The organism is Roseateles sp. GW821-FHT09G03 (assembly GCF_059416045.1).
In genome coordinates, this window is record NZ_JBWKOK010000001.1 from 571312 (window position 1) to 593938 (window position 22627).

23 protein-coding genes and 1 pseudogene are annotated in these 22627 nt (G+C 69.7%); 6 read left to right on the plus strand and 18 right to left on the minus strand.

Annotated features, from left to right (window positions below; genetic code table 11):
* Positions 1-17: 17 nt before the first annotated feature.
* The 5 genes from AC07OZ_RS02570 to AC07OZ_RS02590 form a co-directional block, all read right to left on the minus strand.
* A complete protein-coding gene (locus tag AC07OZ_RS02570) occupies positions 18-1670 on the minus strand; it encodes a hypothetical protein (protein ID WP_495465593.1) in 1653 nt (550 codons plus the stop codon).
* Positions 1671-1812: 142 nt separating this feature from the next.
* A complete protein-coding gene (locus AC07OZ_RS02575) occupies positions 1813-2391 on the minus strand; it encodes a DUF4337 domain-containing protein (protein ID WP_495465594.1) in 579 nt (192 codons plus the stop codon).
* 68 nt (positions 2392-2459) lie between these two features.
* Positions 2460-2966, minus strand: coding sequence for a dihydrofolate reductase (locus tag AC07OZ_RS02580; RefSeq protein ID WP_495465595.1), 507 nt, complete (start codon positions 2964-2966; stop codon positions 2460-2462).
* Between the two features lie 147 nt (positions 2967-3113).
* Complete coding sequence (locus tag AC07OZ_RS02585) at positions 3114-3416, minus strand: antibiotic biosynthesis monooxygenase family protein (protein WP_495465596.1); 303 nt, start codon at positions 3414-3416, stop codon at positions 3114-3116.
* On the minus strand, positions 3413-5191 hold the full coding sequence (locus tag AC07OZ_RS02590; RefSeq protein ID WP_495465597.1) for an FAD-dependent oxidoreductase: 1779 nt from the start codon (positions 5189-5191) through the stop codon (positions 3413-3415). Before AC07OZ_RS02590 ends, AC07OZ_RS02585 begins: the two co-directional genes overlap by 4 nt.
* 119 nt (positions 5192-5310) lie before the next feature.
* Here AC07OZ_RS02590 and AC07OZ_RS02595 point away from each other — a divergent pair, with 119 nt between their 5' ends.
* Positions 5311-6084 carry a LuxR C-terminal-related transcriptional regulator gene (locus tag AC07OZ_RS02595; RefSeq protein WP_495465598.1) on the plus strand — a complete coding sequence of 258 codons (774 nt, stop codon included), beginning with the start codon at positions 5311-5313 and terminating at the stop codon, positions 6082-6084.
* On the opposite strand, the gene AC07OZ_RS02600 is transcribed toward AC07OZ_RS02595, so the two are convergent.
* From AC07OZ_RS02600 to AC07OZ_RS02610, 3 genes are read right to left on the minus strand one after another with little or no spacing between them, the layout of a single operon-like run.
* Entirely contained in the window at positions 6024-6704 is a 681-nt protein-coding gene (locus AC07OZ_RS02600; RefSeq protein ID WP_495465599.1) for an Isoquinoline 1-oxidoreductase subunit, read from the minus strand. The genes AC07OZ_RS02595 and AC07OZ_RS02600 overlap by 61 nt on opposite strands.
* Complete coding sequence (locus AC07OZ_RS02605; RefSeq protein WP_495465600.1) at positions 6701-8866, minus strand: xanthine dehydrogenase family protein molybdopterin-binding subunit; 2166 nt, start codon at positions 8864-8866, stop codon at positions 6701-6703. The genes AC07OZ_RS02600 and AC07OZ_RS02605 overlap by 4 nt, the downstream gene beginning before the upstream one ends.
* A 3-nt stretch (positions 8867-8869) precedes the next feature.
* Entirely contained in the window at positions 8870-9340 is a 471-nt protein-coding gene (locus AC07OZ_RS02610; protein WP_495465601.1) for a (2Fe-2S)-binding protein, read from the minus strand.
* Between the two features lie 207 nt (positions 9341-9547).
* On the opposite strand from AC07OZ_RS02610, the gene ppk2 reads away from it, so the two are divergent.
* Positions 9548-10471 carry a polyphosphate kinase 2 gene (ppk2, locus tag AC07OZ_RS02615; RefSeq protein WP_495465602.1) on the plus strand — a complete coding sequence of 308 codons (924 nt, stop codon included), beginning with the start codon at positions 9548-9550 and terminating at the stop codon, positions 10469-10471.
* A 27-nt stretch (positions 10472-10498) separates the two neighbouring features.
* Here the strand turns inward: ppk2 and AC07OZ_RS02620 are convergent, their stop codons facing one another.
* The gene (locus AC07OZ_RS02620) at positions 10499-11242 is read right to left on the minus strand and encodes an SDR family oxidoreductase (RefSeq protein WP_495465603.1); all 744 of its coding nucleotides are present in this window, start codon (positions 11240-11242) and stop codon (positions 10499-10501) included.
* A 102-nt stretch (positions 11243-11344) separates the two neighbouring features.
* Between AC07OZ_RS02620 and AC07OZ_RS02625 the strand changes: the two genes are divergently transcribed.
* From AC07OZ_RS02625 to AC07OZ_RS02635, 3 genes are all read left to right on the plus strand, one after another.
* Complete coding sequence (locus tag AC07OZ_RS02625; RefSeq protein WP_495465604.1) at positions 11345-12292, plus strand: AraC family transcriptional regulator; 948 nt, start codon at positions 11345-11347, stop codon at positions 12290-12292.
* A complete protein-coding gene (locus AC07OZ_RS02630; RefSeq protein WP_495465605.1) occupies positions 12289-12651 on the plus strand; it encodes a hypothetical protein in 363 nt (120 codons plus the stop codon). Before AC07OZ_RS02625 ends, AC07OZ_RS02630 begins: the two co-directional genes overlap by 4 nt.
* A gap of 101 nt (positions 12652-12752) precedes the next feature.
* On the plus strand, positions 12753-13151 hold the full coding sequence (locus tag AC07OZ_RS02635) for a hypothetical protein (protein WP_495465606.1): 399 nt from the start codon (positions 12753-12755) through the stop codon (positions 13149-13151).
* Here AC07OZ_RS02635 and AC07OZ_RS02640 read toward each other — a convergent pair.
* The 9 genes and pseudogenes from AC07OZ_RS02640 to AC07OZ_RS02680 all read right to left on the minus strand — a co-directional run bounded on the left by AC07OZ_RS02640 (position 13136) and on the right by AC07OZ_RS02680 (position 22125).
* Entirely contained in the window at positions 13136-13762 is a 627-nt protein-coding gene (locus tag AC07OZ_RS02640; RefSeq protein WP_495465607.1) for a hypothetical protein, read from the minus strand. The genes AC07OZ_RS02635 and AC07OZ_RS02640 overlap by 16 nt on opposite strands.
* Positions 13759-14580 (minus strand): SCO family protein, encoded by an 822-nt coding sequence (locus tag AC07OZ_RS02645; protein WP_495465608.1) that lies wholly within the window; start codon positions 14578-14580, stop codon positions 13759-13761. The genes AC07OZ_RS02640 and AC07OZ_RS02645 overlap by 4 nt, the downstream gene beginning before the upstream one ends.
* Before the next feature lie 45 nt (positions 14581-14625).
* Positions 14626-15222, minus strand: a complete 597-nt coding sequence (locus AC07OZ_RS02650) for a c-type cytochrome (protein WP_495465609.1) — start codon at positions 15220-15222, stop codon at positions 14626-14628.
* Positions 15223-15235: 13 nt separating this feature from the next.
* A complete protein-coding gene (locus AC07OZ_RS02655) occupies positions 15236-15853 on the minus strand; it encodes a cbb3-type cytochrome c oxidase subunit II (protein ID WP_495465610.1) in 618 nt (205 codons plus the stop codon).
* A 13-nt stretch (positions 15854-15866) separates the two neighbouring features.
* Positions 15867-17477: pseudogene (locus tag AC07OZ_RS02660) on the minus strand (cbb3-type cytochrome c oxidase subunit I).
* Positions 17478-17775: 298 nt separating this feature from the next.
* Positions 17776-18330 carry a tetratricopeptide repeat protein gene (locus tag AC07OZ_RS02665; protein ID WP_495465611.1) on the minus strand — a complete coding sequence of 185 codons (555 nt, stop codon included), beginning with the start codon at positions 18328-18330 and terminating at the stop codon, positions 17776-17778.
* A 176-nt stretch (positions 18331-18506) separates the two neighbouring features.
* Positions 18507-19856, minus strand: a complete 1350-nt coding sequence (gorA, locus tag AC07OZ_RS02670; protein ID WP_495465612.1) for a glutathione-disulfide reductase — start codon at positions 19854-19856, stop codon at positions 18507-18509.
* Between the two features lie 113 nt (positions 19857-19969).
* Positions 19970-21460 (minus strand): sensor histidine kinase, encoded by a 1491-nt coding sequence (locus tag AC07OZ_RS02675; protein ID WP_495465613.1) that lies wholly within the window; start codon positions 21458-21460, stop codon positions 19970-19972.
* Positions 21457-22125: a response regulator gene (locus AC07OZ_RS02680; protein WP_495465614.1), complete on the minus strand. Its 669-nt coding sequence runs from the start codon at positions 22123-22125 to the stop codon at positions 21457-21459. The genes AC07OZ_RS02675 and AC07OZ_RS02680 overlap by 4 nt, the downstream gene beginning before the upstream one ends.
* A gap of 152 nt (positions 22126-22277) precedes the next feature.
* Between AC07OZ_RS02680 and AC07OZ_RS02685 the strand changes: the two genes are divergently transcribed.
* A complete protein-coding gene (locus tag AC07OZ_RS02685) occupies positions 22278-22583 on the plus strand; it encodes a hypothetical protein (protein ID WP_495465615.1) in 306 nt (101 codons plus the stop codon).
* The last annotated feature ends 44 nt before the right edge of the window (positions 22584-22627 follow it).

Here is a 22627-nt window from a genome sequence, read left to right on the forward strand (position 1 = left end):
CGCCGGGGCGATCCGCCTCAGCGCAGACGTTCCATGAAGCTCCGCTGCGACGGCCACTCGTTGTGCGCGGTCGCCTTGAAGTTCTCGACCTGCGTGAAGGTCTTGAGCTGGTGCTCGTCGGTCTTGCGCATGGCGCGCGAGATCGAGTCCTTCACCGTGTCGATCAGCGTCGTGACGGTCTTGCTGTCCTTGACCGTGGCGGCGTCGTAGTTGCCCGTGCCGCGGTCGAGCGTGAAGGTGCGCGACTTCTCGTAGTGCGCGTCCATCTCCTCGGTCTGCGTCTGCGTGATCGCGCGGCCGCCGGTCGCCGTGTTGGGGCGTTCGGTGGTGGTCTGGCTGATCCTGTAGTCGGCGTGGCCGGCTTCCTTGATGCTGCCGATGCGGCTGGTGCGCTGCGAGTCGGCGCTGAAGTCCGCCTTGAAATCGGCCAGCCCGCTCTGCAGCGACTGCACCTGCGATCGCAGGCCGTCGCTCATCGGCGGCTGGGCGGCGGCGACGTCGTCCGTGCCGGCGGCCTTCGCGGCCATCGTGGCGAGGGCAATCGCCGTGGGCTTCGCGTTGTCGGCCGTGTCGGCGGTCGCCGCGCCGGACGCGTCGGCGTCGACCGGCGGTGCCTGCAGTTGCTGGAAGGCGTCCTTGAACGACTTCGTCATGGCGGCGTCGGCGTGGCCACGGTCGGCGGCCGCGTCGATCTGCTTGAGCAACTGGTCGATCGCCGACCAGCGCTGCCCGTTGTTGACGGCGCCCTTGGGCGGCGTGGCGTCGACCTCCAGGTTCATCTCGCCGCTGGTCGTGCGCAGGGTCACCGACTTCGTGTCCGCGCCCAGGTGCAAGGAGAACGCCTGCATCGCGCCGGGCACGTTGGCGGGTGCGTCCGGGTTCTCGATCTTCAGGTCCAGCCCGGACAACACGCCGCCGCGGTCGAAGGCCATCAGCTTGGACAGGTCGAGCGTGGGCGCGCCTTCGCCGAGACCTTCGAGCGCCTGGTCGAGCCCGTCGCCCAGGTCGGCGAGCGCCTTGCGCTCCGCGCTGCTGAGCGCGCCGGAGCTCTTGACCTCGACCTGCAGGCCGCGCGTGCCGCCCTGGTCGCCGCTGTTGACGGCGATCTTGAGCTCGACGGTATGGCCGGAGCGCGTCTGGATCTTGAGGTTGACCTCGGCGGCATTCGTGCTGACGCCGCCGATGGCCTGCTCCTGCAGCGCCGCCGCTGCGGCGGCGGCTTCACTGCCGCTGGCGCCGTCGACCGCGTCGGCGGCGTCGGCAGGCGGCACATAGTCGGCGAGCGTCTGCTTGTAGGCGGTGCCGGTGTCCGCCAGCTGCTTCAGCAATCCGCTGCCGAGCCCGCGCCAGCGGTCGGACAGCGTGACCGCGTCCTTGCCGCTGTTGCGGGTCATCTGTTCACTGAGGCGGTCATCGCGCGCGTTCGCCCAGAAGCGCTGGGGGCCGAGCCCCGGCGTCTTCGGCTTCGCGTACACGAGGTCGCTGTCGGACGCTGCGTCGAGTGTCACGCGCGTGGGCGCGGATGATGAACTGGACGAGGTGGACGACGCGAGCTTGGCGGCGGCGCTGGCCGCCTGCGCGGACACGCCGGCGGGCCGGTAGGTCGAGGCCGTGCGGCTGGCGGCGATGCGGTCGAGCACGCCGGCGCCGGTCGAAGCAATGAGGGTCATGCGAAGCGCCTCCCTGGCGGCTTGTCCCGCGGTGCTCTGATGGCGTGGCGGTGATCACTTCGCTATCGGCAGGTCGTCCCCGAACTTGAGCGTCCTCCCCCGACGGAGGGAGGGACGATCGGACCGGAGGTGCGACCTGCGATCAGACGTGCAGCCAGGCCGCGATGCCCAGGCCGATGCCGATCGCGCCGGCGCCGAGCGTCGCGAACTCCATCCAGCGGCGCTTGGTCAGCAGCGCGATCGCGGCGAGCGCGATGGCCACCTGCAGCGCCGTCGTGGCCTGCGCCCAGCGGTGGTGGAGGTGCAGCTGCTCGTCGCTCTTGTGGTCCCACGCGGCGGACTCGGCCTCGAGCTTCTCGGCCTGGACCTTGATCTCGTTCTTCTCGGCCTCGTAGCGGGCGATCTTCTCGCGGTACTTGGCCTTCTGCTCTTCGCTGGGGGTCAGGTCGAGCGCGAACTCCGCCAGGTTCTGCTTGCTGCTCTTGGCCTGGAAGTAGTTCCAGCGGTTGGCGGCCTCGGTCTTGGTGATCGCGGCGTTGTTCTTGAACAGGCCGGCATTGGCCTGCGTGGCGCCGCCCATGTAGGAGAAGCACGCGCCCAGCGTGGCCAGGACGGCGGTGATCACCGCCAACTGGCCGGCGAGCCCGTGGGGCTCATGCTGCGCGGCGTGTTCGAGCTCGTGGTCGTGCGGACCGTGGACGTGGAAATGGTTGCCGGACATGGGTCGGGGTTCGGTGAATGGAGAGGAAACTGGGATGGACGCCGCGCCAGGCGGGTGCGCCGGAAGGCTCAGCGGCGCCGCTCGTAGCGGACGAAGTCGTAGTGCCAGTCGTGGCCGCGGTCGGCGGGACTGTGGTGGCGTTCTCTGCGCACTTCGGCGAAGGCCTGCGGATCGACGGCGGGGAAGAGTGCGTCCGCGTCGAAGGCGGCGTCGATCTCGGTGAGTTCGAGCGCGTCGGCGCGGGGCAGGGTGAGTTCGTAGACCTGGGCGCCGCCCATGACGAACACGGCCTCGTCCGCCTCGCAGGCGGCGAGGGCCTCGTCGAGCGTCGCGAAGACCTCCGCGCCGTCGAGCGCGAGCCCCGGTTGCCGCGACAGCACGAGGTTGCGCCGCTGCACGAGCGGCCGGAACTTCGCGGGGATCGAGTCCCAGGTCTTGCGTCCCATCAAGACGGTGTGACCGATGGTGAGCGCCTTGAAGCGCGCCATGTCCTCGGGCAGGCGGACCAGCAGTTCGTTGTCGCGGCCGATGCCGCGTGCGCGGTCGAGGGCGGCGATGAGGGTCAGGTGGGGCATGGGGACTTCAGTGGACGATCGGAGGCGGCAGGGCGAAGCAGCGACGGGAGTTTACGGACTCGGCAGGCTCGCGCCGGTGAAGTCCGGCAACAACTGCGAGCGGATGCGCTGATGTGCGGTTTCGCGGGCGGGCGTGGTCCGCTCCGCTCATCCCGCCGCGCCGGCCACCACCGCGTAGTGCGACACCGTCGGGACCGGATCGTAGAAGTGATGCAGCAGCGCCCGCCAGTCCTGGTACTGCGGCGATTGGCGGAAGCCGATCTCGTGGTCCTCGAGCGTGCGCCAGCGCACGAGCAGGAGGTACTCGCTCGTCCGCTCCACGCAGCGCTGGAGTTCGTGCCCCAGGTAGCCGGGCATGGACGAGATGATGGCCTGCGCCTGCAGGAACGCGGCTTCGAACGCGGCCTCGTGGCCGGCGCGGACGGGGAGCAGGGCGACTTCAAGGATCATGGGGACCTCCGGGGCCGCATTCTCGCCAGACATTGATGGATCTGGGCGACCACCGCCGCGCCTTCACCGATCGCGCCGCCGACACGTTTCACTGAACCCGAGCGCACGTCGCCGACTGCGAACACACCGGGGACGCTGGACTCCAGCGCCGCGGGCTCCGCCTCCGAATCCCAGTCCGAATCCCAGTCCGGACCCGCCGCCGGCACTGCGGCCGGCCCCGCCGCGGAAGCGGCCTCCCTTCGCGATCGCCTCAGCGCGCGCTTCACGTCCGCGCCGGTCAGCACGAAGCCCTTGGCGTCGGACATCACCGGGCAGCCCGCCAGCCAGTCCGTCTCGGGCTCGGCCCCGACGAACAGGAAGACGTTGCGCGTGTCCTGGCGCGACTCGGTGCCGCTGCGGCCGCAGCGCCAGGTCACCGCCTCCAGGCCGCGCAGCGGATCGCCGTGCAGCTCGGTGATCTCCGTGTAGGGGCGCAGCTCGATGTTGGACGTCGCCTCGATGCGGTCGATCAGGTAACGCGACATGCTGTCGGCAAGACCCGGCCCCCGCACCAGCACGTGGACGCGCGAGGCGTGCTCGGACAGGAACACCGCCGCCTGGCCCGCCGAGTTGCCGCCGCCCACGAGCACCACCTCGCTGCCCACGCACAGCGGCGCCTCCAGGGCCGAGGCCCAGTACCAGATACCGCGGCCCTCGAAGTCGCTCAGCCGCGGCACCGCCAGCCGGCGGTAGCGCGCGCCGCTGGCGATGACCGCGGTGCGGGCCCGCAGCTTGCGGCCGTCGGTCAGGGCGATGAGGAGCTCGCCCTCCGGCCCTTCGCGGGCGCAGTCCAGCGACTGCACCTCGGTGGGGATCAGCAGCTCGGCGCCGAACTTTTCGGCCTGGACGCAGGCGCGGCCGGTCAGCGCACCGCCGGAGATGCCGGTCGGGAAGCCGAGGTAGTTCTCGATCCGCGCGCTGTTGCCCGCCTGGCCGCCGTAGGCGCGTCGGTCGAGCACGACCACGCGCAGCCCCTCCGAGGCCGCGTACACCGCCGTCGCCAGGCCCGCCGGACCGGCGCCGGCGATGGCGACGTCGAACAGCTCCTCGCGCGGCGACGCGTCCACCATGCCGATGCAGCGCGCCAGCGTCGCCTCCGGCGGATTCACCAGCACGGCGCCGTCGGGGCACACCGCGACGACGTCGCCCGGCGCCGCGCCGTACTCCTCGATCAGCGCGGCCGCCGCCGCGTCCTGCGCCACGTCGACCACGCGATAGGGCTCGCCGTTGCTGTGCAGGAAGCTCTGCAGCCGCAGCAGCGCGGCCGAGTTGGGCCGGCCGATCAGCACCGGCCCGCTCGCGCCTGACTCGATCAGTCCCACGCGGCGCAGGATCATCGCCCGCACCAGCCGCTCGCCGAGGTCGGCCTCCGCGATGATCAACGCGCGCAGCTGGCTGGGCGGGAGCAGCAGCGTCTCGACCGTGTCCACCGCGATCGCGTCGACCAGCGAAGGCTTGCCGCTCATGGCCGCCAGCTCGCCCGAGAAGTTGCCGCGCGTGTGCTGGATCAGCGGCGTGGTGTTGCCCATGCCGTCGCGATGGCACACGTCCACGGTGCCGCCGAGGATCAGGTAGAGCCCCGGCCCGGGCTTGCCCGCGCTGAGCAGCGTCTGGCCGGGCTGGAAGGTCAGCGGCGTGCCGAAGCGCTGCATGCGCGCCATGTCGCAGGCGCTCAGCCGCGGATACATCTGGTGGCGCCGGGTCTCCAGCGAGTGGTGCGAGGCTTCTGCGTTCATGGCGTGTCCCCTGCGTCGGTGTTCAGGATGGTTGCGGTACCGCTGCTCGCGGAATTACATTGGCGCGGGAGTCTCGAGCGCCGGGGGGCACCCCGGCCAGCACAACGAGGTGCGCGACCATGTCTCATCTTGGACCGACCTTCATCCAGATCGTCCACGAGGAAGCCCTGACCTGCGCGGGATGCGCGGCGGTGCTGGGCCAACGCGCCGACTTCGCGGCGTCGATCTGCAACCTGTCGCATGCGGTGCGGATCGTGTCGGGGGAGTCGCCCGAACGCTGCGACGTCCTCATCGCCGACTACACCAGCGCGCTGGCGCTGGCGCTGACCGCGCGGCAGGCGGCGCGGCACCATGGCGGACATCAGGCGGGCCGATGTCCCCGCATCCTGGTCCTGACGGCGATGGACCGGGAGTGGGATGTCCGTGCCGCGATGGAGGCGGGCGTGCACGGCTACCTGCTGCAGCGGTGTCGCCCCGAGCAGCTGGTCGAGGCGGTCGACGCGGTGATGCTCGGCGTGCAGTTCGTGTCCGTCGAGCTGGCGCCCAAGCTCGCCCGCAGCCTGACGCAGGACCGGCTCACCAAGCGGGAGATGGACGTACTGGTCGCGATGTCCACCGGCGCGTCGAACAAGGACATCTCGCAGCGTCTGGGCATCACCGACGCCACCGTCAAGACGCATGTGCGCGCCATCCTCAGCAAGGTCGGCGCGGGTGCGCGCACCGAGGCCGTCGCGATCGCCGCGCGCAGCGGCTTGACCGCCCGGCCTCCGCAGGTCTGCGCGCCGGCAGCCGCTCCGACGCGGGCTGCCTTGGCGGAGACCGCGCGCGCCGTTCACTTCGCCGGGCAGAAGGCGCCGGTCTTGATCCAGGCGTCGACGAGTTCCCCGAACTGAGCCTGCGTCCCCGGCGCGGGCTCGCGCTGCGCGCCGGGCATCCACGCCCAGCCGACCAGCGTGTCGTGCGCCATGTGCTCGTGGATCTGCGCCAGCGTGCGCTTGCCGTTGCGCGCGGGATCCTTGATCTGCTCGCAGATCTCGCCGAGCGACAGGTTCTGCCACGCCATCTCGCGCGGCGCGACGTGCCACATCGCGTGGCCCGGCACGCCGGAGGCGTCGTTGTTCTTCGCCTGGTGGCAGCTCGAGCAGCGCAGCGCGGGCACGCCCTTGCCGTCGGCGCCGCGCGTGACGTTGGGGATGTGCAGCCGCGTCTGCACGCCCTGACCCTGCAGCGGCCGGTCGCCGCTGGGATGGCAGTTCACGCAGCGCGGGCTCTGGATGACGCGGCCGGCCTCGACGAAGAGCGCCCGCGAGCGCTCCTGCGGATCGGCGATCGCGTCGAAGCTCTGCACGGTGCGCAGCGGCGTGACCTTGGGCGCGGCGGAGCGCGTGTCCTGCGCCTGCACGGTGGATGCCAGGCCGGCGGACACCGCGAGCGTCAGCAGCGCGGCGCGCAAGGTCGCCCGGGTGGCCGCCGGGGACGGACGGCGGGTGGAGGGGGAGGTCGGGTGCTTCATGCCTTCAGCTCCTCGGCGGCGACGGGATAGCTGCGGAAGCGCTTGCCGGTGGCGGCGTACAGCGCGTTGATGTAGGCGGGCGCGATGATCGCGGTGCCGATCTCGCCGACGCCGCCGGGCTCCGCGCCGGAGCGGATCAGGTGCACCTCGATCCGCGGCGTCTGGTCGATGCGCATCAGGGGGAAGTCGTGGAAGTTGCTCTGCTCCACGCGGCCCTTGTCGATGGTGAGCTTGCCCAGCATCACGGCCGTGAGGCCGAAGATGTGGCCGCCCTCCATCTGCGCGACGACGCTGTCCGGGTTGACGGCGATGCCGCAGTCCAGCGCGGTCGTCAGGCGTCGCAGCATCACCGCGCCGTCCGGCGTCACGCTCAGTTCCATCACCATCGCGATGTGGCTGCCCCAGGCGTTGAGCACGGCCACGCCGCGGCCGGTGCGCGCCGGCAGCGGCGTGCCCCAGCCGGACTTGGCGGCGGCGGTTTCCAGCACCGCCTTGAGCCGCGGGTTGTCGCCCAGGTGCGCGAGCCGGAAGGCCACCGGATCGGCCTTGGCCGTGACGGCGAGCTCGTCCATGAAACCCTCGACGGCCCAGGCGTTGTGGTTGGGACCGACACCGCGCCAGAACGCGGTCATGTAGCCGGGCGGCGGCTCCACCGCGACGTACTCGACGATCTTCGCGGGGATCGCGTAAGGCGTCTCCGCGGCTTCGACGGCATCCGGATCGGCGACGCCGGGCTGCAGCCACTGCGGCGCGTAGCGGGCCACGATCGACGAGCCGGAGAGGCGGTGCGAGAACGCCGTGATCTTCCCGGCGCCGTCCAGCGTCGCGGCCATCTCGTCGCAGTAGAGCGGGCGGAAGCTGCCATGGCGGATGTCCTCCTCGCGGCTGTAGATCACCTTGAGCGGGAAGTCCACCTGCTTCGCGAGCTTCGCGGCCTGGCCGACGTACTCGGCATCGAGCCGGCGCCCGAAGCCGCCGCCGATCAGGAAGTTGTGGACCTGGATCTTCTCGACCGGCACGCCGCTGACGGCGGCGATCGCCTGCTGCGTCTTCACCGGCGCCTGCGTGCCCAGCCACACGTCGCAGGCGCCGTCATGGAAGTGCAGGGTGCAGTTCATGGGCTCCAGCGGCGCGTGGACCATGGTCGGCGCGTCGTACTCGACCTCGACGAGCCGGGCGCCCGGCGCGGCCTTGGCCGCGGCGAAGTCGCCCTCCTGCTTGGACACGATGCCCTTGCGCTTGAGGGCGTCGCGCACCGAGGCCTTCCAGGCGGCCGTCGAGAAGCCCGCGTTGGGGCCTTCGTCCCAGTCGATCACCAGCGCGGCCAGGCCCTTGCGCGCGGCGCCGTAGTGGTCCGCGACGACGCCGACGATGTCGTCCGCGACCAGCACGCGCCGCACGCCGCGCACGGCCAGCGCCTTGCTGTCGTCGACGCGGCGCACCTTGCCGCCGACGACGGGGCAATGCGTGATCGCGGCGACCTTCATGCCGGGCAGCCGCGTGTCGATGCCGAACTGGGCGCTGCCGTCGGTCTTGCCCTTCATGTCCAGCCGCCTGGCCGGCGTGCCGACGAGCTTGTAGGCCTTCGGGTCCTTGGGCGGCACGTCCTTGGGCACCGGCAACGCGGCGGCCCTGGTCACGAGCGCGCCGTACGACAGTTGCTTGCCGGTGGCCGTCTGCACGACCTTGCCGTCCCGCGTGACGCATTCCTGCGCCGTGCATTGCCAGGTGTCGGCGGCGGCGTTGACGAGCATCGCGCGGCAGGTCGCGCCGGCGGTGCGCACGGCTTTCCACGCCGCGATCATCGACGCCGACCCGCCCGTGATCTGCATGCCGAAGATCGGGTTGGCGTAGCGCTTCTCGTCCGCCGGGGCCTGCTCGACGGTGATGGTCGAGAGCGGGACGTCCATCTCCTCGGCCAGCATCATCGGGATCGCGGTGAAGGAGCCCTGGCCCATCTCGACGAAGGGGATCACGTAGGTGACCTTGCCCGAGGGCGCGATGCGGATGTAGACGCTGGGTTCGAAGGAGGCGCCCGCGGCGGCGGCCGAGGTCGCGCCCTTGGCCGCCTTCGCGGCACTGGCGGGGAGGGGCAGGCAGAACGAGGCGACGAAGGCGCCGCCCGTGCCGGCGCCGATCTTGAGGAAGTCACGGCGTTCCATGGCTCACCCCTTGGCCGGTGCGCCGGCGGCGGCCATCAGGATGGCGGCCTTGATGCGCGGGTAGGTGCCGCAGCGGCACAGGTTGCCGGACATCGCGGCGTCGACGTCGGCCTCGGTGGGGCGCGGGTTCTGCTTGAGCAGCGCGCAGGCGGACATGATCTGGCCGGACTGGCAGTAGCCGCACTGCGGCACGTCCTTGTCGACCCAGACGGCCTGGATGCGCTTGCCCACGGGTGTCTGGCCGATGGCCTCGATCGTGGTGATGGCCTGCTTGCCGACGCCCTCGACGGGGAAGGAGCAGGACCGGACCGGATTGCCGTCGAGGTGCACCGTGCAGGCGCCGCACATCGCCATGCCGCACCCGAACTTGGTGCCGGTCAGGCCGACGACGTCGCGCAGCACCCAGAGCAGCGGGGTGTCGCCGTCGACGTCGACGCTCCGTTGCTTGCCGTTGATCTTGAGCTGGTAGGCCATGGACGGGATCCTCCTGTGGAAGACCCACTGTCCGGCGCCGGCCGCGCAGTGTCTTCAGCACTGGCGATGGGGGCCGGCTCCGTCGCGGCGACGAGGCGGGTCTCCTCCTTCCGGATGAGCCGAAGGACCGGCGACGACGTCTTCGTCACGCCGCCGTCACCGCGAGGGAGGATGATCGAGACTTCCACCATTCCGTCCCCGCCGACCATGAGCTCAGCTTCCGACCGCGACGACCTCGTCGAACGCATCCGCCGCGACCTGCAGGACGGCTACGACGAGGAGCTGGAGCTGGAGATCGAGGACCGCCACGTCGACGAAGCGCTGCGCGCGCTGGACGAGAGCGATTCCGACAGCTCGCACGGCGAGCGCATCGCCTACTTCAAGCACCTGTTCCGCCTGCAGCGCGAGCTGGTGAAGCTGCAGGACTGGGTGCAGCATTCGCGGCAGAAGGTCGTGATCCTCTTCGAAGGCCGCGACGCCGCGGGCAAGGGCGGGGCGATCAAGCGCATCACGCAGCGGCTCAACCCGCGGGTGTGCCGCGTGGTGGCGCTGCCCGCGCCCAACGACCGCGAGCGCACGCAGTGGTACTTCCAGCGCTACGTGCCGCATCTGCCGGCCGCGGGCGAGATCGTGCTCTTCGACCGCAGCTGGTACAACCGCGCCGGCGTCGAGCGGGTGATGGGCTTCTGCGGCGAGGACGACGTCGAGGAGTTCTTCCGCTCGGTCCCCGAGTTCGAGCGCATTCTGGTGCGCTCCGGCATCACGCTGATCAAGTACTGGTTCTCCATCAGCGACGAGGAACAGCATCTGCGCTTCCTGGGCCGCATCCACGATCCGCTCAAGCAGTGGAAGCTGTCGCCGATGGACCTGGAGTCGCGCCGCCGCTGGGAGGACTACACCCGCGCCAAGGAAGTGATGCTCGAGCGCACGCACATCCCGGAAGCGCCGTGGTGGGTGGTCGCCGCCGACGACAAGAAGCGCGCGCGGCTGAATTGCATCCAGCATCTGCTGGACCAGTTCCCGTACCACGAGGTCGAGCGTCAGGAAATCCGTCTGCCGGATCGCGAGCGGCATGAGGACTACCAGCGCCATCCGGTGCCGGAGTCGATGTTCGTGCCGGCGAAGTACTGAGGCCCGATCGTCGGTTCGCAGCGGCGCTCAGCGGCGCTCGGCGAGCGCCACCGCATCCGGACCGGCCGCGCGATGCAGGCGGTCGGTCGTGTCGTTGGCGGCCAGCCAGACGGCCTGCGCGACGTCCTCCGGCGTCGTCGTGAGCGTGGCGCCCATGAACTCCGCGAAGACGCCTTGCGCGTAGGCCGCATAGGGCTCGGTGATCAGGCCTTGGATGCGATCGCCGGAGTTGGCCGAGAAGTTCGTGCCCGGACCGTAGCCGGGTTCGACGAGCCGCACGCGCACGTCGAAGTCGCGCAACTCGAGGGCGAGCGATGCGCTGAAGCCTTCGATCGCCGTCTTGCTGGCCGTGTACGCGGCCACGAGCGGGAAGGGCGCGAGCGTCGCGCTCGATGTCACGTTGATGATGGTGCCCGAGCGCTGCGCGCGCAGACGCGGAATGACGGCCTGGCACATCGCCATCGTGCCGAAGGTGTTGGTCTCGAAGACCTCGCGCACGGTGGCCATCGGCGTGGCCTCGAAGGCGCCGAACAGGCCGATGCCGGCGTTGTTCACGAGCACGTCGATGGGGCCGATGTCCTCGAGCGCGCGGGCGATGCTCTCCGGCCGGGTGACGTCCAGCGCGACGACCTGGAAGCGCGAGGATTGCGGGATGTCGAGCTCGCGTGGCGTGCGCATCGTGGCGACGACCTTCCAGCCCTGAGCGTGGAAGTGGCGGGCGGTGGCGAGGCCGTAGCCGGACGAGCAGCCGGTGATCAGGACGGTCTTCATCGGGAATCTCCGTGGGTGGGTGGACACAGGGAGCAACGATAGGGAACCGTCGCCGGACGGTCGACGGTGTATCGTCCGTTTTTCTTTTGCCATCGTCCGGACATGAGCGATCCGCTTTCCGATGTCGTCCGCCTGCTGCGTCCGCGCGCGGTCATGGCCAACGTGATCAGCGGCAAGGGCGGCTGGGCGGTGCGCTACAGCGAATACGGCCAGCCGAGCTTCTGCATCGTGCTGGAAGGGCACAGCCGGTTGGCGGTCGACGGCCACGAGCCGGTGACGCTTCAGGCCGGGGATTTCGTCCTGCTGCCGACGACGCCGGCCTTCACGCTGTCCAGCGTCGACGCGGTGCCGGTGATGCCGATGGATCCGCGCGAGGCGGCGAAGACGCGCGGCGAGCTGCGCTACGGCGAGCGCCGCGGCGCGGCGGACATGCGCTCACTGGGCGGCGCGTTCGAGTTCGATTGCGCCGATCCTGGTCTGCTGGTGGCGCTGCTGCCGCGCGTGGTGCACGTGCGAGGCTCGGAGCGGCTGGCGCTGCTCGTGCAACTGGTCAGCGAGGAAGCGATGGCGCCGAAGCCTGGCGGCGAGTTCATGCTGTCGCGCCTGGTCGAGGCCATGCTGATCGAGGCGATGCGCGCGAGTTCCACGTCTGACGCGCCTGCGGGCATGCTGCGCGGGCTCGCGGACGAGCGGCTCGCCAAGGCGCTGCAGCAGATGCACGCTCGGGTCGAGCGAGCATGGACGGTGGCGCAGCTCGCGAAGCTGGCGGCGCTGTCGCGATCCGCCTTCTACGAGCGCTTCACGCGCACGGTCGGTGTCGCGCCCATTGAGTACCTGCTGGCCTGGCGGATGGAGATCGCCAAAGAGCTGCTGCGGGCGGGCAAGCTGGCCGTCTCGGAGGTGGCGGAGCGCGTCGGCTACGGCTCGACGAGCACGTTCAGCACGGCGTTCAGCCGGCAGGTGGGACAAGCGCCGAGTCGTTACGCGCGTGGGATGCCCAGCCGCGAGAATGCCGGCGTTTCATCAACCACAGAGGGAGGGAAATCATGAAACGCACACACAGGAACATCCTGATCGGACTGGCCGCTTTACTGGCGGCCATCGGCGCACAAGCCGCGGGCTACGACACGGCGAGTGGCCCGCGTGCGATCAAGGAGATCAACTTCCAGATGACCCCGGAGACGGCAGGCGGGGCCTACTACATCGTGGCCGAAGGCGGGTGGCAGGCGACCGGCTGCCCCAATGCGCGCTTTGCCTACGTGCCGGAATCGTGGAGCGGCGCCAAGTCGGCGCTGGCGATTGCGTTGACCGCCAAGGCCTCCGGCCGCATGGTCCGCGTTTCGGGCTACTGCGGCGACGCGGCCGGAGATCCGGCCTACATGCGGCTTTACTACATCACCATCGAGTGATGGGCGCCGCCGCAGGTGGCGACGGCAACTGGAACGCGGCGAGGAAAGAGCGCAAGATCGCGCCCTGAAGTCCCCCAGAGGGACTCCAGGGAGAGATCGCCATGAACCGCCTTGCATCCTTGGCCGCAGCATTCCTCGTCGTGGCCGTCCTGAGCGCCTGCGCGCGTCAGACCATGCCCATCGAGGGCAGGTGGAAGGTCAACATCAGCAAGACGACGGCCAACGCCGGGTCCCTGGGCTTGTCGGCCGACGTCGTGGAGGACATCCGGAGCCGCATGGGCGTCACGCGCCTGAAGATCGACAGGACCTCCGTCACGATCTCGAGGCCGGGCGTGACGGACGTCGATCGCCGGGAGCTGCTGATCCATGCGAAGGACGGCGACTGCCTGATGCTGAGCCTGAAGGGCATCGATGGACAGCATCGCTACTGCCGCGACGGCCGCCACCTCATCGTCAAGGAACCGCGCAACGAGCTCGTGTTCGTCTACGACCGCGAGTGATCGTCGTCGAAGGACGAGGGCGAGGCCGGCAGATACCGGCCCGTCGACCGACCCGGCGGCGACGGGGCCACGGCATCGGACGCCCCATGCCATCGCACCATGAGTCGTAGTGCCAGGACGACGGCCAGCGACATCAAGCCGACGCCCGCGGCCTGTTGCTCGTCGAACAGGTAGTTGACGCAGAGCCGGCTCGTCGCGTCCATGTAGAGCAGTCCGGCGGTGGCCAGCATCCAGCCGAGGTTGCCCAGCAGGAAGGTCTCGATGCCCAGCGTGATCCGCCGCCTCGCCGAGCCGAGCAGAAAACCGGAGACCCAGAGCGAGACATGCTTCAGCAGGTCCATGGCCGGCGACAGCAGCGCGAGGTCGAGCGCGGCAGGAATCATCCATGCGAACGACGTCGCGATCACCATCAACACCGAGGTCAGTCCGAAGGCGTCGACCGCCGCGATGCGCCTGGTCATCGGTCCGGAAAGCTCACGGCCAGCCAAGATGCCGGCGAGGACCAGCAACGGCAACTGCACGACCATGTGCGTGAACATGCTGGCCTCGACCGCGTGACGGAGCGGACTGATCAGCCAGATCAGCGGCGACGCGAGGAGGACCCACTTCATCGCGAGTCTCCGGCACTGCCTGCAGCCATCGCGCCACCGACGCCACCGGCGCCACCGGCGCTGCTGGTGTCGACGGCGCGGCCGGTGAGCCGCGCCCCTCGTTCGCCCTCTCCCGCTTGCGGGAGAGGGAGGGGTGAGGGCCAGCGGCCTCTCGCCTGCCGCAGTGCGGTTTCCCACTGGTCGTAGTCGTGGATGCCGAGTACCACGCCGGCGCTGTCGATCACGTGGATGGCGCCGTTGTGCACGTACCCGCCGAGTCCGTCCGGAATGGCGATGACACCCAGTGGCTCGGTGAGCTCGCGCAGTGCCGCGACGCTCGTCGGTGCGGCGATGGTCCATCGATCGCCGTCGGCACGATGCAGCGCGGCATACCGGTGCATCGCGGGCACGGTGTCGCGCAGCGGATCGATGCTGACCGAGAGCAAGCGGACATCGCCCCGGCCTTCGCGACGGAGTGCCTCCTGCATTCGATAGAACTCGGCACCCAGCGTCTGGCAGACCGAGGTGCAATTCGTGTAGATGAAGTCGACGACGTAGACGGCGGGGCGCGGTGTCGAGCCGCCCGGTATCGAGCCGCCCGGTGCCGTGATTCCAAAGGCCCTCAGCGATGCACCGTCCGCATTCACCAGAAATGTCGGCACGGCGCGCAACTCGCCGCGGCGCACCTGATCGCGCCGGAGGTCCTCAAAGGTCCAGAGCTCGAATCCCCGCGTCAGGTGGCCGAGCAGCCCCGCGACGATCGCCAGGACCACCGCGCAGACCGCCAGGGTCGGCATCACGCTTCCCGATGGCGATCGCAAGGCGGTGGCGTCGTTCATGCGAAGGCTCGTCGATCGGCGCTCGTCATGCGGCCACGTCGCACATCACTCATGCGCCGGCAGGTCCTTGCCGCCCGTGAACGGCGCGGTGCGGTCCTTCGTCTCCTCGCGGACCTTGGCCACGGTCTCCGCCGTGACCGCGGCGCCCGTGTTCCCCCATTGCGATCGGATGTGCGACAGCACCGCCGCGATCTGCGCGTCGTTCAGCTGGTCCTTGAAGGCCGGCATCGCGCCGTTGTAGGTCGTCCCTTTCACCTGCACGGGCCCGGTCACGCCGTGCAGCAGGATGGCAGCCGCGGTGGTGTCCTTGCCGGCCACCCACTCCGAGCCCGCGAGCGGCGGAAAGACGCCCGGCAGCCCCAGTCCCGTCGCCTGATGGCAGGCCACGCACAGCGAGGCGAACAGCGCCGCGCCATCGACTTTCGCGCCGGCGGCGCTCTTCGCCGGACCGGCCAGTTCCGACACCTCGCGGCCATCGCCCCAGGCGGCGGGCGTGTTGATGTCGGCCTGGGAGATGTAGACCACGCCCAGCGCCATCAGCGCCATCGTGACCGCGATGACGAACCAGGGCACCGGCGTGACCTGCTCGGTGGGATCGGGGAGTTCGCGCTTCTGCTGCGCGGAGACGTCGAGGTCGGCCATGGGTCCTCCCGTTTCAGCGCGCCGCGCCCGAGGCCGCCGTCGCAGGCGTCTCGGGCGGCAGCTCGACGATGGCATAGGTGTGGTTCAGGCTCTTGAGGTAGGCGACCAGATCCAGCGCCTCCTTCGTCGCCACGACGGTCTTGCCGTGCGAGTAGCCCGGCGGCAGGACCACCTCCACGTCGCCGGGATCGGCCTTGGCCTTGAGCTCGAACAGGTAGGGGTAGGACGGCATGATGCTGCCCTGCACATACGCGCGCGGCTGGAACAGGTGGCCCAGGTGCCATTGGTCGCTGGGCTGGCGCGCGCCGATGTTGAAGAGGTCCGGCCCGGTGCGCATCGTGCCGAGCAGATGCGGCGTGTCGTAGGCGTAGTCCGCCGCGACGCTGGGCCGGCCCCAGCCTCGCGCCGTGTCCGGCGCGAAGGCCTTCGCGCGCGGCTGCTGGGAGTGGCAGTACACGCAGCCGTTGGCGATGTATTGCTGGCGTCCGCGCAGCTCGGTCGAGGTGTAGGGCTTGAGCTCCGCCGGCGGCGGCAGGTCGCGCACCGTCAGGTAGGGCACGACGACGAGGGCGCTGGTCGCGACGCCGAGCATCACCATCCCCCCGGCGAGCAGTTTGGTTTCGTTGTACATGGGCGGCTCCGGCTCAGATGGCGCGCAAGAGCGTCGGTTGATCCTGGCCGGCCGACTTGCCGGCGAGCAGCAGCGCGAAGTGCACGGCGAAGACGATGTGCCCCAGCGCCATCAGCCCGCCGCCGATGCTGCGCAGCTTCAGGTAGGGGATCGTCAGCGTCACCGAGTCCATGAAGGGCCGCGATGCGTCGAGCATCGCCTTGCCCTGTTCCCAGCCGCCGATGCTGGTGCTGAGGAAGTAGACGGTGATGCCGATGGCGGCGAGCCAGAAGTGCGCGCCGATCAGCCAGGGGGAGGGCCATTCGCGCATCGTCACGCGCGGGACGACGAAGTAGATGGCGCCGAAGAACACCATGCTGACGAAGCCGTAGAGCCCGAGGTGCGCGTGGCCGACGGTGTAGTGGGTGAAGTGGGCGACGGCGTTGACGCTGCGCAGCGCCTCGAAGGAGCCCTGCACCGAGCTGGCGAAGTACATCAGCCCGCCGAAGGCGATGAAGCGCAGCGTCGGCGAATGCTTGATCGCGGCGAGCCGTCCCTTCAAGGTCCCGTGCATGTTGACGCTGAAGGCCAGCACCGGGATCACCATCATGAAGGACTGGACGATGGACAGCGTGATGAGCCAGCCCGGCACCGGGCCGCCGATCAGGTGGTGGCCGCCGACCTGGCCGTAGAAGAAGGCCAGGCCCCAGAAGCCCAGCAGCGAGAGGTTGTAGCTCTGCACCGGCCGGCCCACGATCTTCGGGAGGAAGTAGTAGATCGAGGCGAGCGCCAGCGGCGTGTAGAAGAGGCCCAGCACGTTGTGCCCGAACCACCAGTTCATCGCGGCCTGCTGCACGCCCTTGTGCAGGCCGGGGACGTTGGCGACGAAGAACAGCACCGGGAACCAGAACAGCGCGCAGCCCATGTACCAGACGGAGACGTAGAGGTGGTGGACCTTGCGGTTGAGCAGCGTCAGCACCAGCGGCACGCCCACCAGCGAGCCGCCGAGGACGAAGAGGATGTCGATCTGCCAGGGGATCTCCAGCCATTCGAGGCCGTCGCTGAAGCCGGCGGCGATGGCGCCCAGGCCGGCGATCAGCGCGGCGTTCCAGAGTGCGGCGCCGAGGAAGGCGTAACGCGCGCCGACCAGCTCCGTCTTGAGCAGCCGCGGGATGACGAACAGCGCGATGCCCAGGCCCGCCATCGGCGCCTAGCCGTAGGCGACGGCGTTGAGGTGGATGGTGCGGATGCGGCCGAAGGTGAGCCACGGCCATTGCACGAGCCAGTCGGGTTCGTGGAGCTTGATGGAGGCGGTGAGCCCGGCCGCGGAGGCGACCAGCAGCCAGATGAAGGCGCAGCACAGGAAGAAGAACACGAGCGGGCCGGAGGAGGCGTCGGCGCGGGCGCGCTCGGCCAGCTCGCGGGGGTCGGGCACGCCCTGCGGCGGGCTCGTGCCCTGCAGCGCCTGCACGCGTCGGCCGGAGGACGCAGGGTCCTCGACGGTGCCGACCTCGCCGGCGGCGAAGATGACTTCTGCGGCTTTCGGGTCGCCGTCCAGGATGCCGCGGCGCTGCGTCCAGATGAAGATCATCAGCGCGACGACGGACAGCACGAACGCCGACATCAGGATGGCGATGGTGTTCACGGAACCCCTCCAGTGCGATGGCACGAGGAACGTGGGGGCTCGGTCGGGCGTCTAACGGCTCAGGTCTCGATCCGGGCGCACACACGCGGCGCGGCGAGCGTCAGGCTCGCGGCAGTCCTCGTTGACGGGCGGATGATCGCGCCGGGTGCGATAGCGCGGGGCAGGGATAACGCGACCCTCACGCCGACGGTGCGGACTGCGGTGTCCCGCATACCCGTTCGGGGGAGGTCAGGAGGGGCGCTGTGTCGCGCTTCCCACGAGGTGACGACGTTTCACAACGGCGTCACGTCAGGGCCGATCAGCTCAGGCGCTGATTGGACTGGTTCTCGTCCACGAGGCGGCGATAGACGCGGAAATGGGCGGCGGAGGCGCGCGGCTCGCCGAGCTGCTCGCACAGCGAGCCCAGGCGGTAGTGCGCTTCGGCCAGGGCCGGATTCAGGTCGAGCGCCTGCTCGTACGCGGCGATGGCCAGCGTCACGCGACCGGCGCTCTCCTGCACCTTGCCGGCGAAGAAGTACAGCGACGCGATGTCGCTGCACCAGCCGACGGCCTGGTCGATCAGCTCGAGCGCATCGTCATGCCGGCCCTGGCGGCTGAGCAGCGAGGTCAGCTGCGCGAAGGCCTCGGTGTGGCAGGGATCGTTGGCGATGGCCTGGCGGTAGCCCGCCTCGGCGGCCGCCTCGTCCGTCGGCTCGGTCAGCGCGGCGAGCTCGACCAGCGCATCCAGCGCGGCATTGCTCAGGCGGCGCGCCGAGCTGTGCAGCTCGACGTCCTCCACGCGCAGGGCGGGGCGCGCGGAAGCGAGGTGGGCGAGGAGGATGTCGGCGGCGGAGATCGGCGGGTTGGTGGTCATGGCAGTGCTCTGAAGAGTTGCCGTGAATGGTGCCGGGGGTCGGGACTTGCCTCTGCCGGAGAGAGGTGCGAGTGCTTGTAGGACAAGCGGAAGGACAAGCGGAAGGGACCCGTGCAGGGTCTTCCCGATCGGCGAGCGGCAAGGGGAGCGGAGCGGGACGATCGGCCCCGCCGTCCTCACTTGAGCGTGACGAGTTCTTCAGCAATGGTCGGATGCAGGGCGACCGTGCTGCGGAAATCCTGCCAGGTCGCGTTCGCCTTCAAGGCGACCGCGATGAACTGGATCATCTCCGCGACCCCGTCGCCGAGCAGGTGCACGCCGACCACGCGGTCCGTCGCGTCATCGACGAGCACCTTGAAGAAGACCTGATCCCGGGCGCCGGCGAAGGCCTGCGCCATCGAACGGAACCGGGTCTTCAGCACGCGCAGGCCGGGATGGCGTTCCCGCGCCTGCGCCTCGGTCAGGCCCACGACGCCGATCTCGGGCGTTGTGAAGACGGCGGTCGGGACCAGCGCGTAGTCGATCTCCGGCCCTTCGATGCCGCCGTAGTGGCGGTCGGCAAACGCCTGGCCTTCGCGGATGGCCACCGGCGTCAGGTTCAGGCGATCGGTGACGTCGCCGATGGCGAAGATGGAGGCGACGGTCGTCCTGCCACCGGGGCCGACAACGATGGCGCCCTTGTCGTTGACCTCGACGCCTGCAGCCTCGAGCCCCAGCCCCTCGATGTTCGGGCGGCGGCCGGTGCTGAGCAGCACGGCGTCCACCTCGAAGGAGCGGCCGCCGGTCGTGGCGACCCGCAAGGCGCCGCCTGCCCGTTGCAGCAGTTCGATTCGGTCATCGAAGACCAGGTCGACCCCGCGCAGGGACAGGTGCTCGCGCAGCGTCTCGGCGATCTCGTCGTCGAATCCCCGAAGCAGTGCGGGTCCCCGCACGAGCTGGGTCACCTGGCTGCCCAGGCCGGCAAAGACGCTGGCGAATTCGACGGCGATGTAGCCGCCCCCGACTATCAGGAGGCGCTTCGGCTGCTCGTTCAGATGGAAGAGCTCGTCGGAGGTGATCGCCAGTTCAACGCCGGGGAAGCTGGGGCGTTGAGGAGCGGAGCCAGTGGCAATGAGGATGCGCTGGGCCGTCACGACCTTCCCGCTGCTGCGCAGCCGCAGAGAGTGGGCATCCAGCAGCGTGGCGTGTTCGGCGAAGGTCTGCACGCCGACCCCCTGGAGGTTGCGCTCGTAGACGCTCTCCAGGCGGCCTACTTCGGTGTCCTTGTTGTTCATCAACGCGTGCCAGTCGAAGCTGGCTTCCGGCGCGTTCCATCCGAAGGACTTGCCGGCCCTGAACGCATCGGGGAAACGGCTCGCGTAGACCATCAGCTTCTTGGGGACGCAGCCACGGTTGACGCAGGTGCCGCCGAAATTGGCGCCCTCGGCGATGCCCACGCGGGCGCCGTGTTTGGCGGCGACCCGGGCCGCGCGCGCGCCGCCGGAACCCGCGCCGATCACGAAGAGATCAAAGTCGAACTGCTGCATATTCTTGGACTGCCTGTACGTCGTTGACGAGAGAGTACCGAGGCACGCTCAGCCCATCAACGTGGGGCCCGGGAACAGGTCATTGTCCGGGTCGGAACAATGCTGTTGGCGGGTCAGGTCTGGGGTTCGGGGGAGGCCGGCGACGCCCGTGCTCCGGACGCATCCGCGAGCGGCAGCGTCACGGCGACTTCCAGACCGCAAGCACCGCCGTCGCCGACAGTGCCGCCGTTGCCGCCATGGCCGCCATGGCTGCCGTCACGTCGATCGCGCATCTCGATCCTTCCGCCGAGCTGGTCCAGCACCGCCTTCACGATCGACAGGCCCAGGCCACTGCCGGGCTCGCGCTGCGCGGGATCGCGGAAGAAGCGGTCGAACACGCGTTCGCGCAGCGCCGGCGGGATGCCGGGACCCTGATCGGTCACGGACAACACGGCCTCGCCGCCGGCGCGCTTCAGCATCACGCGCACCGTGCCGCCGACCGGGCCGTACTTGACGGCGTTCTCGACCAGGTTGTCGACCAGCGATTCCAGCGACGTGAGCTGCGCGGCGACGCACAGCCCCGGCTCCGCGGCGAGCTCCAGTTCCACCGACCGCGCCGACGCCAACGGCGACAGCACCGCCAAGCGGTCCTGCAGCAGGCGGTCCAGCTCGACGCGCTCGACCGGATCGGAGCCATGCGCCTCGCTGCGCATCAGGCGCAGCAGCTGGTTGACCATGCGCGTGGCGCGATGACCGCTGCTCATCACGCCGGCCATGAGCTGGCGTTCCCGCTCGTCGCGTGCATCCGCCTTCAGCGCCTCCACATTGACGAGCATCGCCGCCAGCGGCGTGCGCAGCTCGTGGGCGGCGTCGGCGACGAAGCTGCGTTCGCGTTCGCTGCTGTCCCGCACGCGCCGCATCCAGCCGTTGATCGCGTCGACCATGACCGCGAGTTCGCGATGACCGCCCCGATAGGTGAGCGGGGACAGGTCTTGCGGCCCGCGCGCCGTCATCTCGCGGGCGACGCCGGTCCAGGGCCGCATCGCGAGCCGGATCGACAGCCAGGCTGGCAGGACCAGGAAGGGGATGCTGATCAGCAGCGGCAGCAGGAAGAAGCTCTTGGAGAAGATCGTGATGAAGACGTTCATCTCGTGGTTCTGGGCGAAGAACGTCGTCCGTGTTCCGCTGGGCGCCATCACCGTCTTGGCCACGTAGCCCACGCCGTCGATGCGGAGCGGGTATTCCTCGTTCAACGGTCCGGACGGGACGACCGCGGGCGCGTGAGGGCTGCGATAGGCCACCTGCCCGCGCTGCTCGACGATGAAGCTGGGCTTCGGATCGTTGAGCTCGTCGAATTCATCGACGATCGCCTCATGGGCGCGGTCCAGGACGCGGTTGCGGCGCGCCGGATCCTCGACGAGCTCGTCGGCGATCGCGTTGATCGTTTCGTAGATCCGATGGCTCTGCAGCAGCGGCCGCGCGCCCTGGAACAGCAGGTAGGCGAAGCCGATCGACCAGAGCAACGTCAGCAGCAGCATCTGGGCCACCAGCAGCCGACGGACCAGGCTCGGCCTGAAGACGGCGGACGTCGCCGCCCGCAGCCCGCGGAGGACTGCCGTGCTCATGCGCGCTCCTGCAGATCGATGACGTAGCCGACGCCGCGCACCGTGCGCACGTACCCGTCGCCGATCTTGCGGCGCAGGTTGGCCATGTGCACGTCCAGCGAGTTGCTCGCGTTGCTCTGGCCGCCGGGCAGCACCTGCTCCTCCAGCGTGCGGCGGGTGACGATGCGGTCGGTGCGCATCATCAGCAGGCGCAGCAGGTCGTACTCGCTGACGGTGAGCTCCACGGGGCGTCCCGACACGCTGACGCGGCGCGTGGGGATGTGCAGCTGCAGATCGCGCACGGTGAGCACGTCGCCGTCGAATCCGTAGCTGCGTCGGGCGAGGGCGCGGATGCGCGACACCAGCTCGGCGATCTCGAAGGGCTTCACCAGGTAGTCGTCCGCGCCGGAGTCGAGGCCTTGCAGCCGGTCCTTCAGCGCGTCGCGCGCGCTGAGGATCAACACCGGCAGCGAGCCCTGCTCGCGTCGCAGACGGGCCAGCAGATGCAGGCCGTCGCCATCCGGCAGGCCGAGGTCCAGCAGGACGAGATCGCAGGTGTTGTCCTGGAGCTGGCGGATCGCGCCTTCGATGTTGCGCGCCCAGACGATGTCCATGCCGTGGTCGGTCAGCGCGATGCGCACGCCGTTGCCCAGGTCCAGGTCGTCTTCGATGAGCAGGATCTTCATGCAGCCATTGGACCAGTCCGGCGGACCGGAAACCGCCGTGGCGACGGGCGCTTCATCCTTTCTTCATGTGCGGCTCAGGTTGGGTTCATGGGGTGTTTCGACACTGCCCTGGCGGTCGGCGTGGTGCCGGGCGCTGTTCAGGGAGTAAGGCCATGACTGCTGCACCTCAGCACCGTCCGCACGGAGGCGGACACAACGCCGATTCGCGGAGCGCGATGCGCGCGCCGTCGCTCTACGTGATCGTCTGCGCGCTGGGCGCGTGCGCGGCGGCCTTCGATCCGCTCTTCGCGGCGCAGGAGCGGAAGGACTTCGTCGTCACCTGCGCGGGTCCCGAAGGCTGGGCCGCGTGCGACCAGACGGCGGCTGAATGGTGCAAGGGCAACTTCCGGGTCACCGCACGCAAGGCGGAGGGCATGCGGCTCTCCGGCGAATGCCGTCCCTTCAAGCGCTTCGAGTGAGCGTTCCCCGCGAGTGCCGACCCGTCGGGCCGGCGACTCTTTTT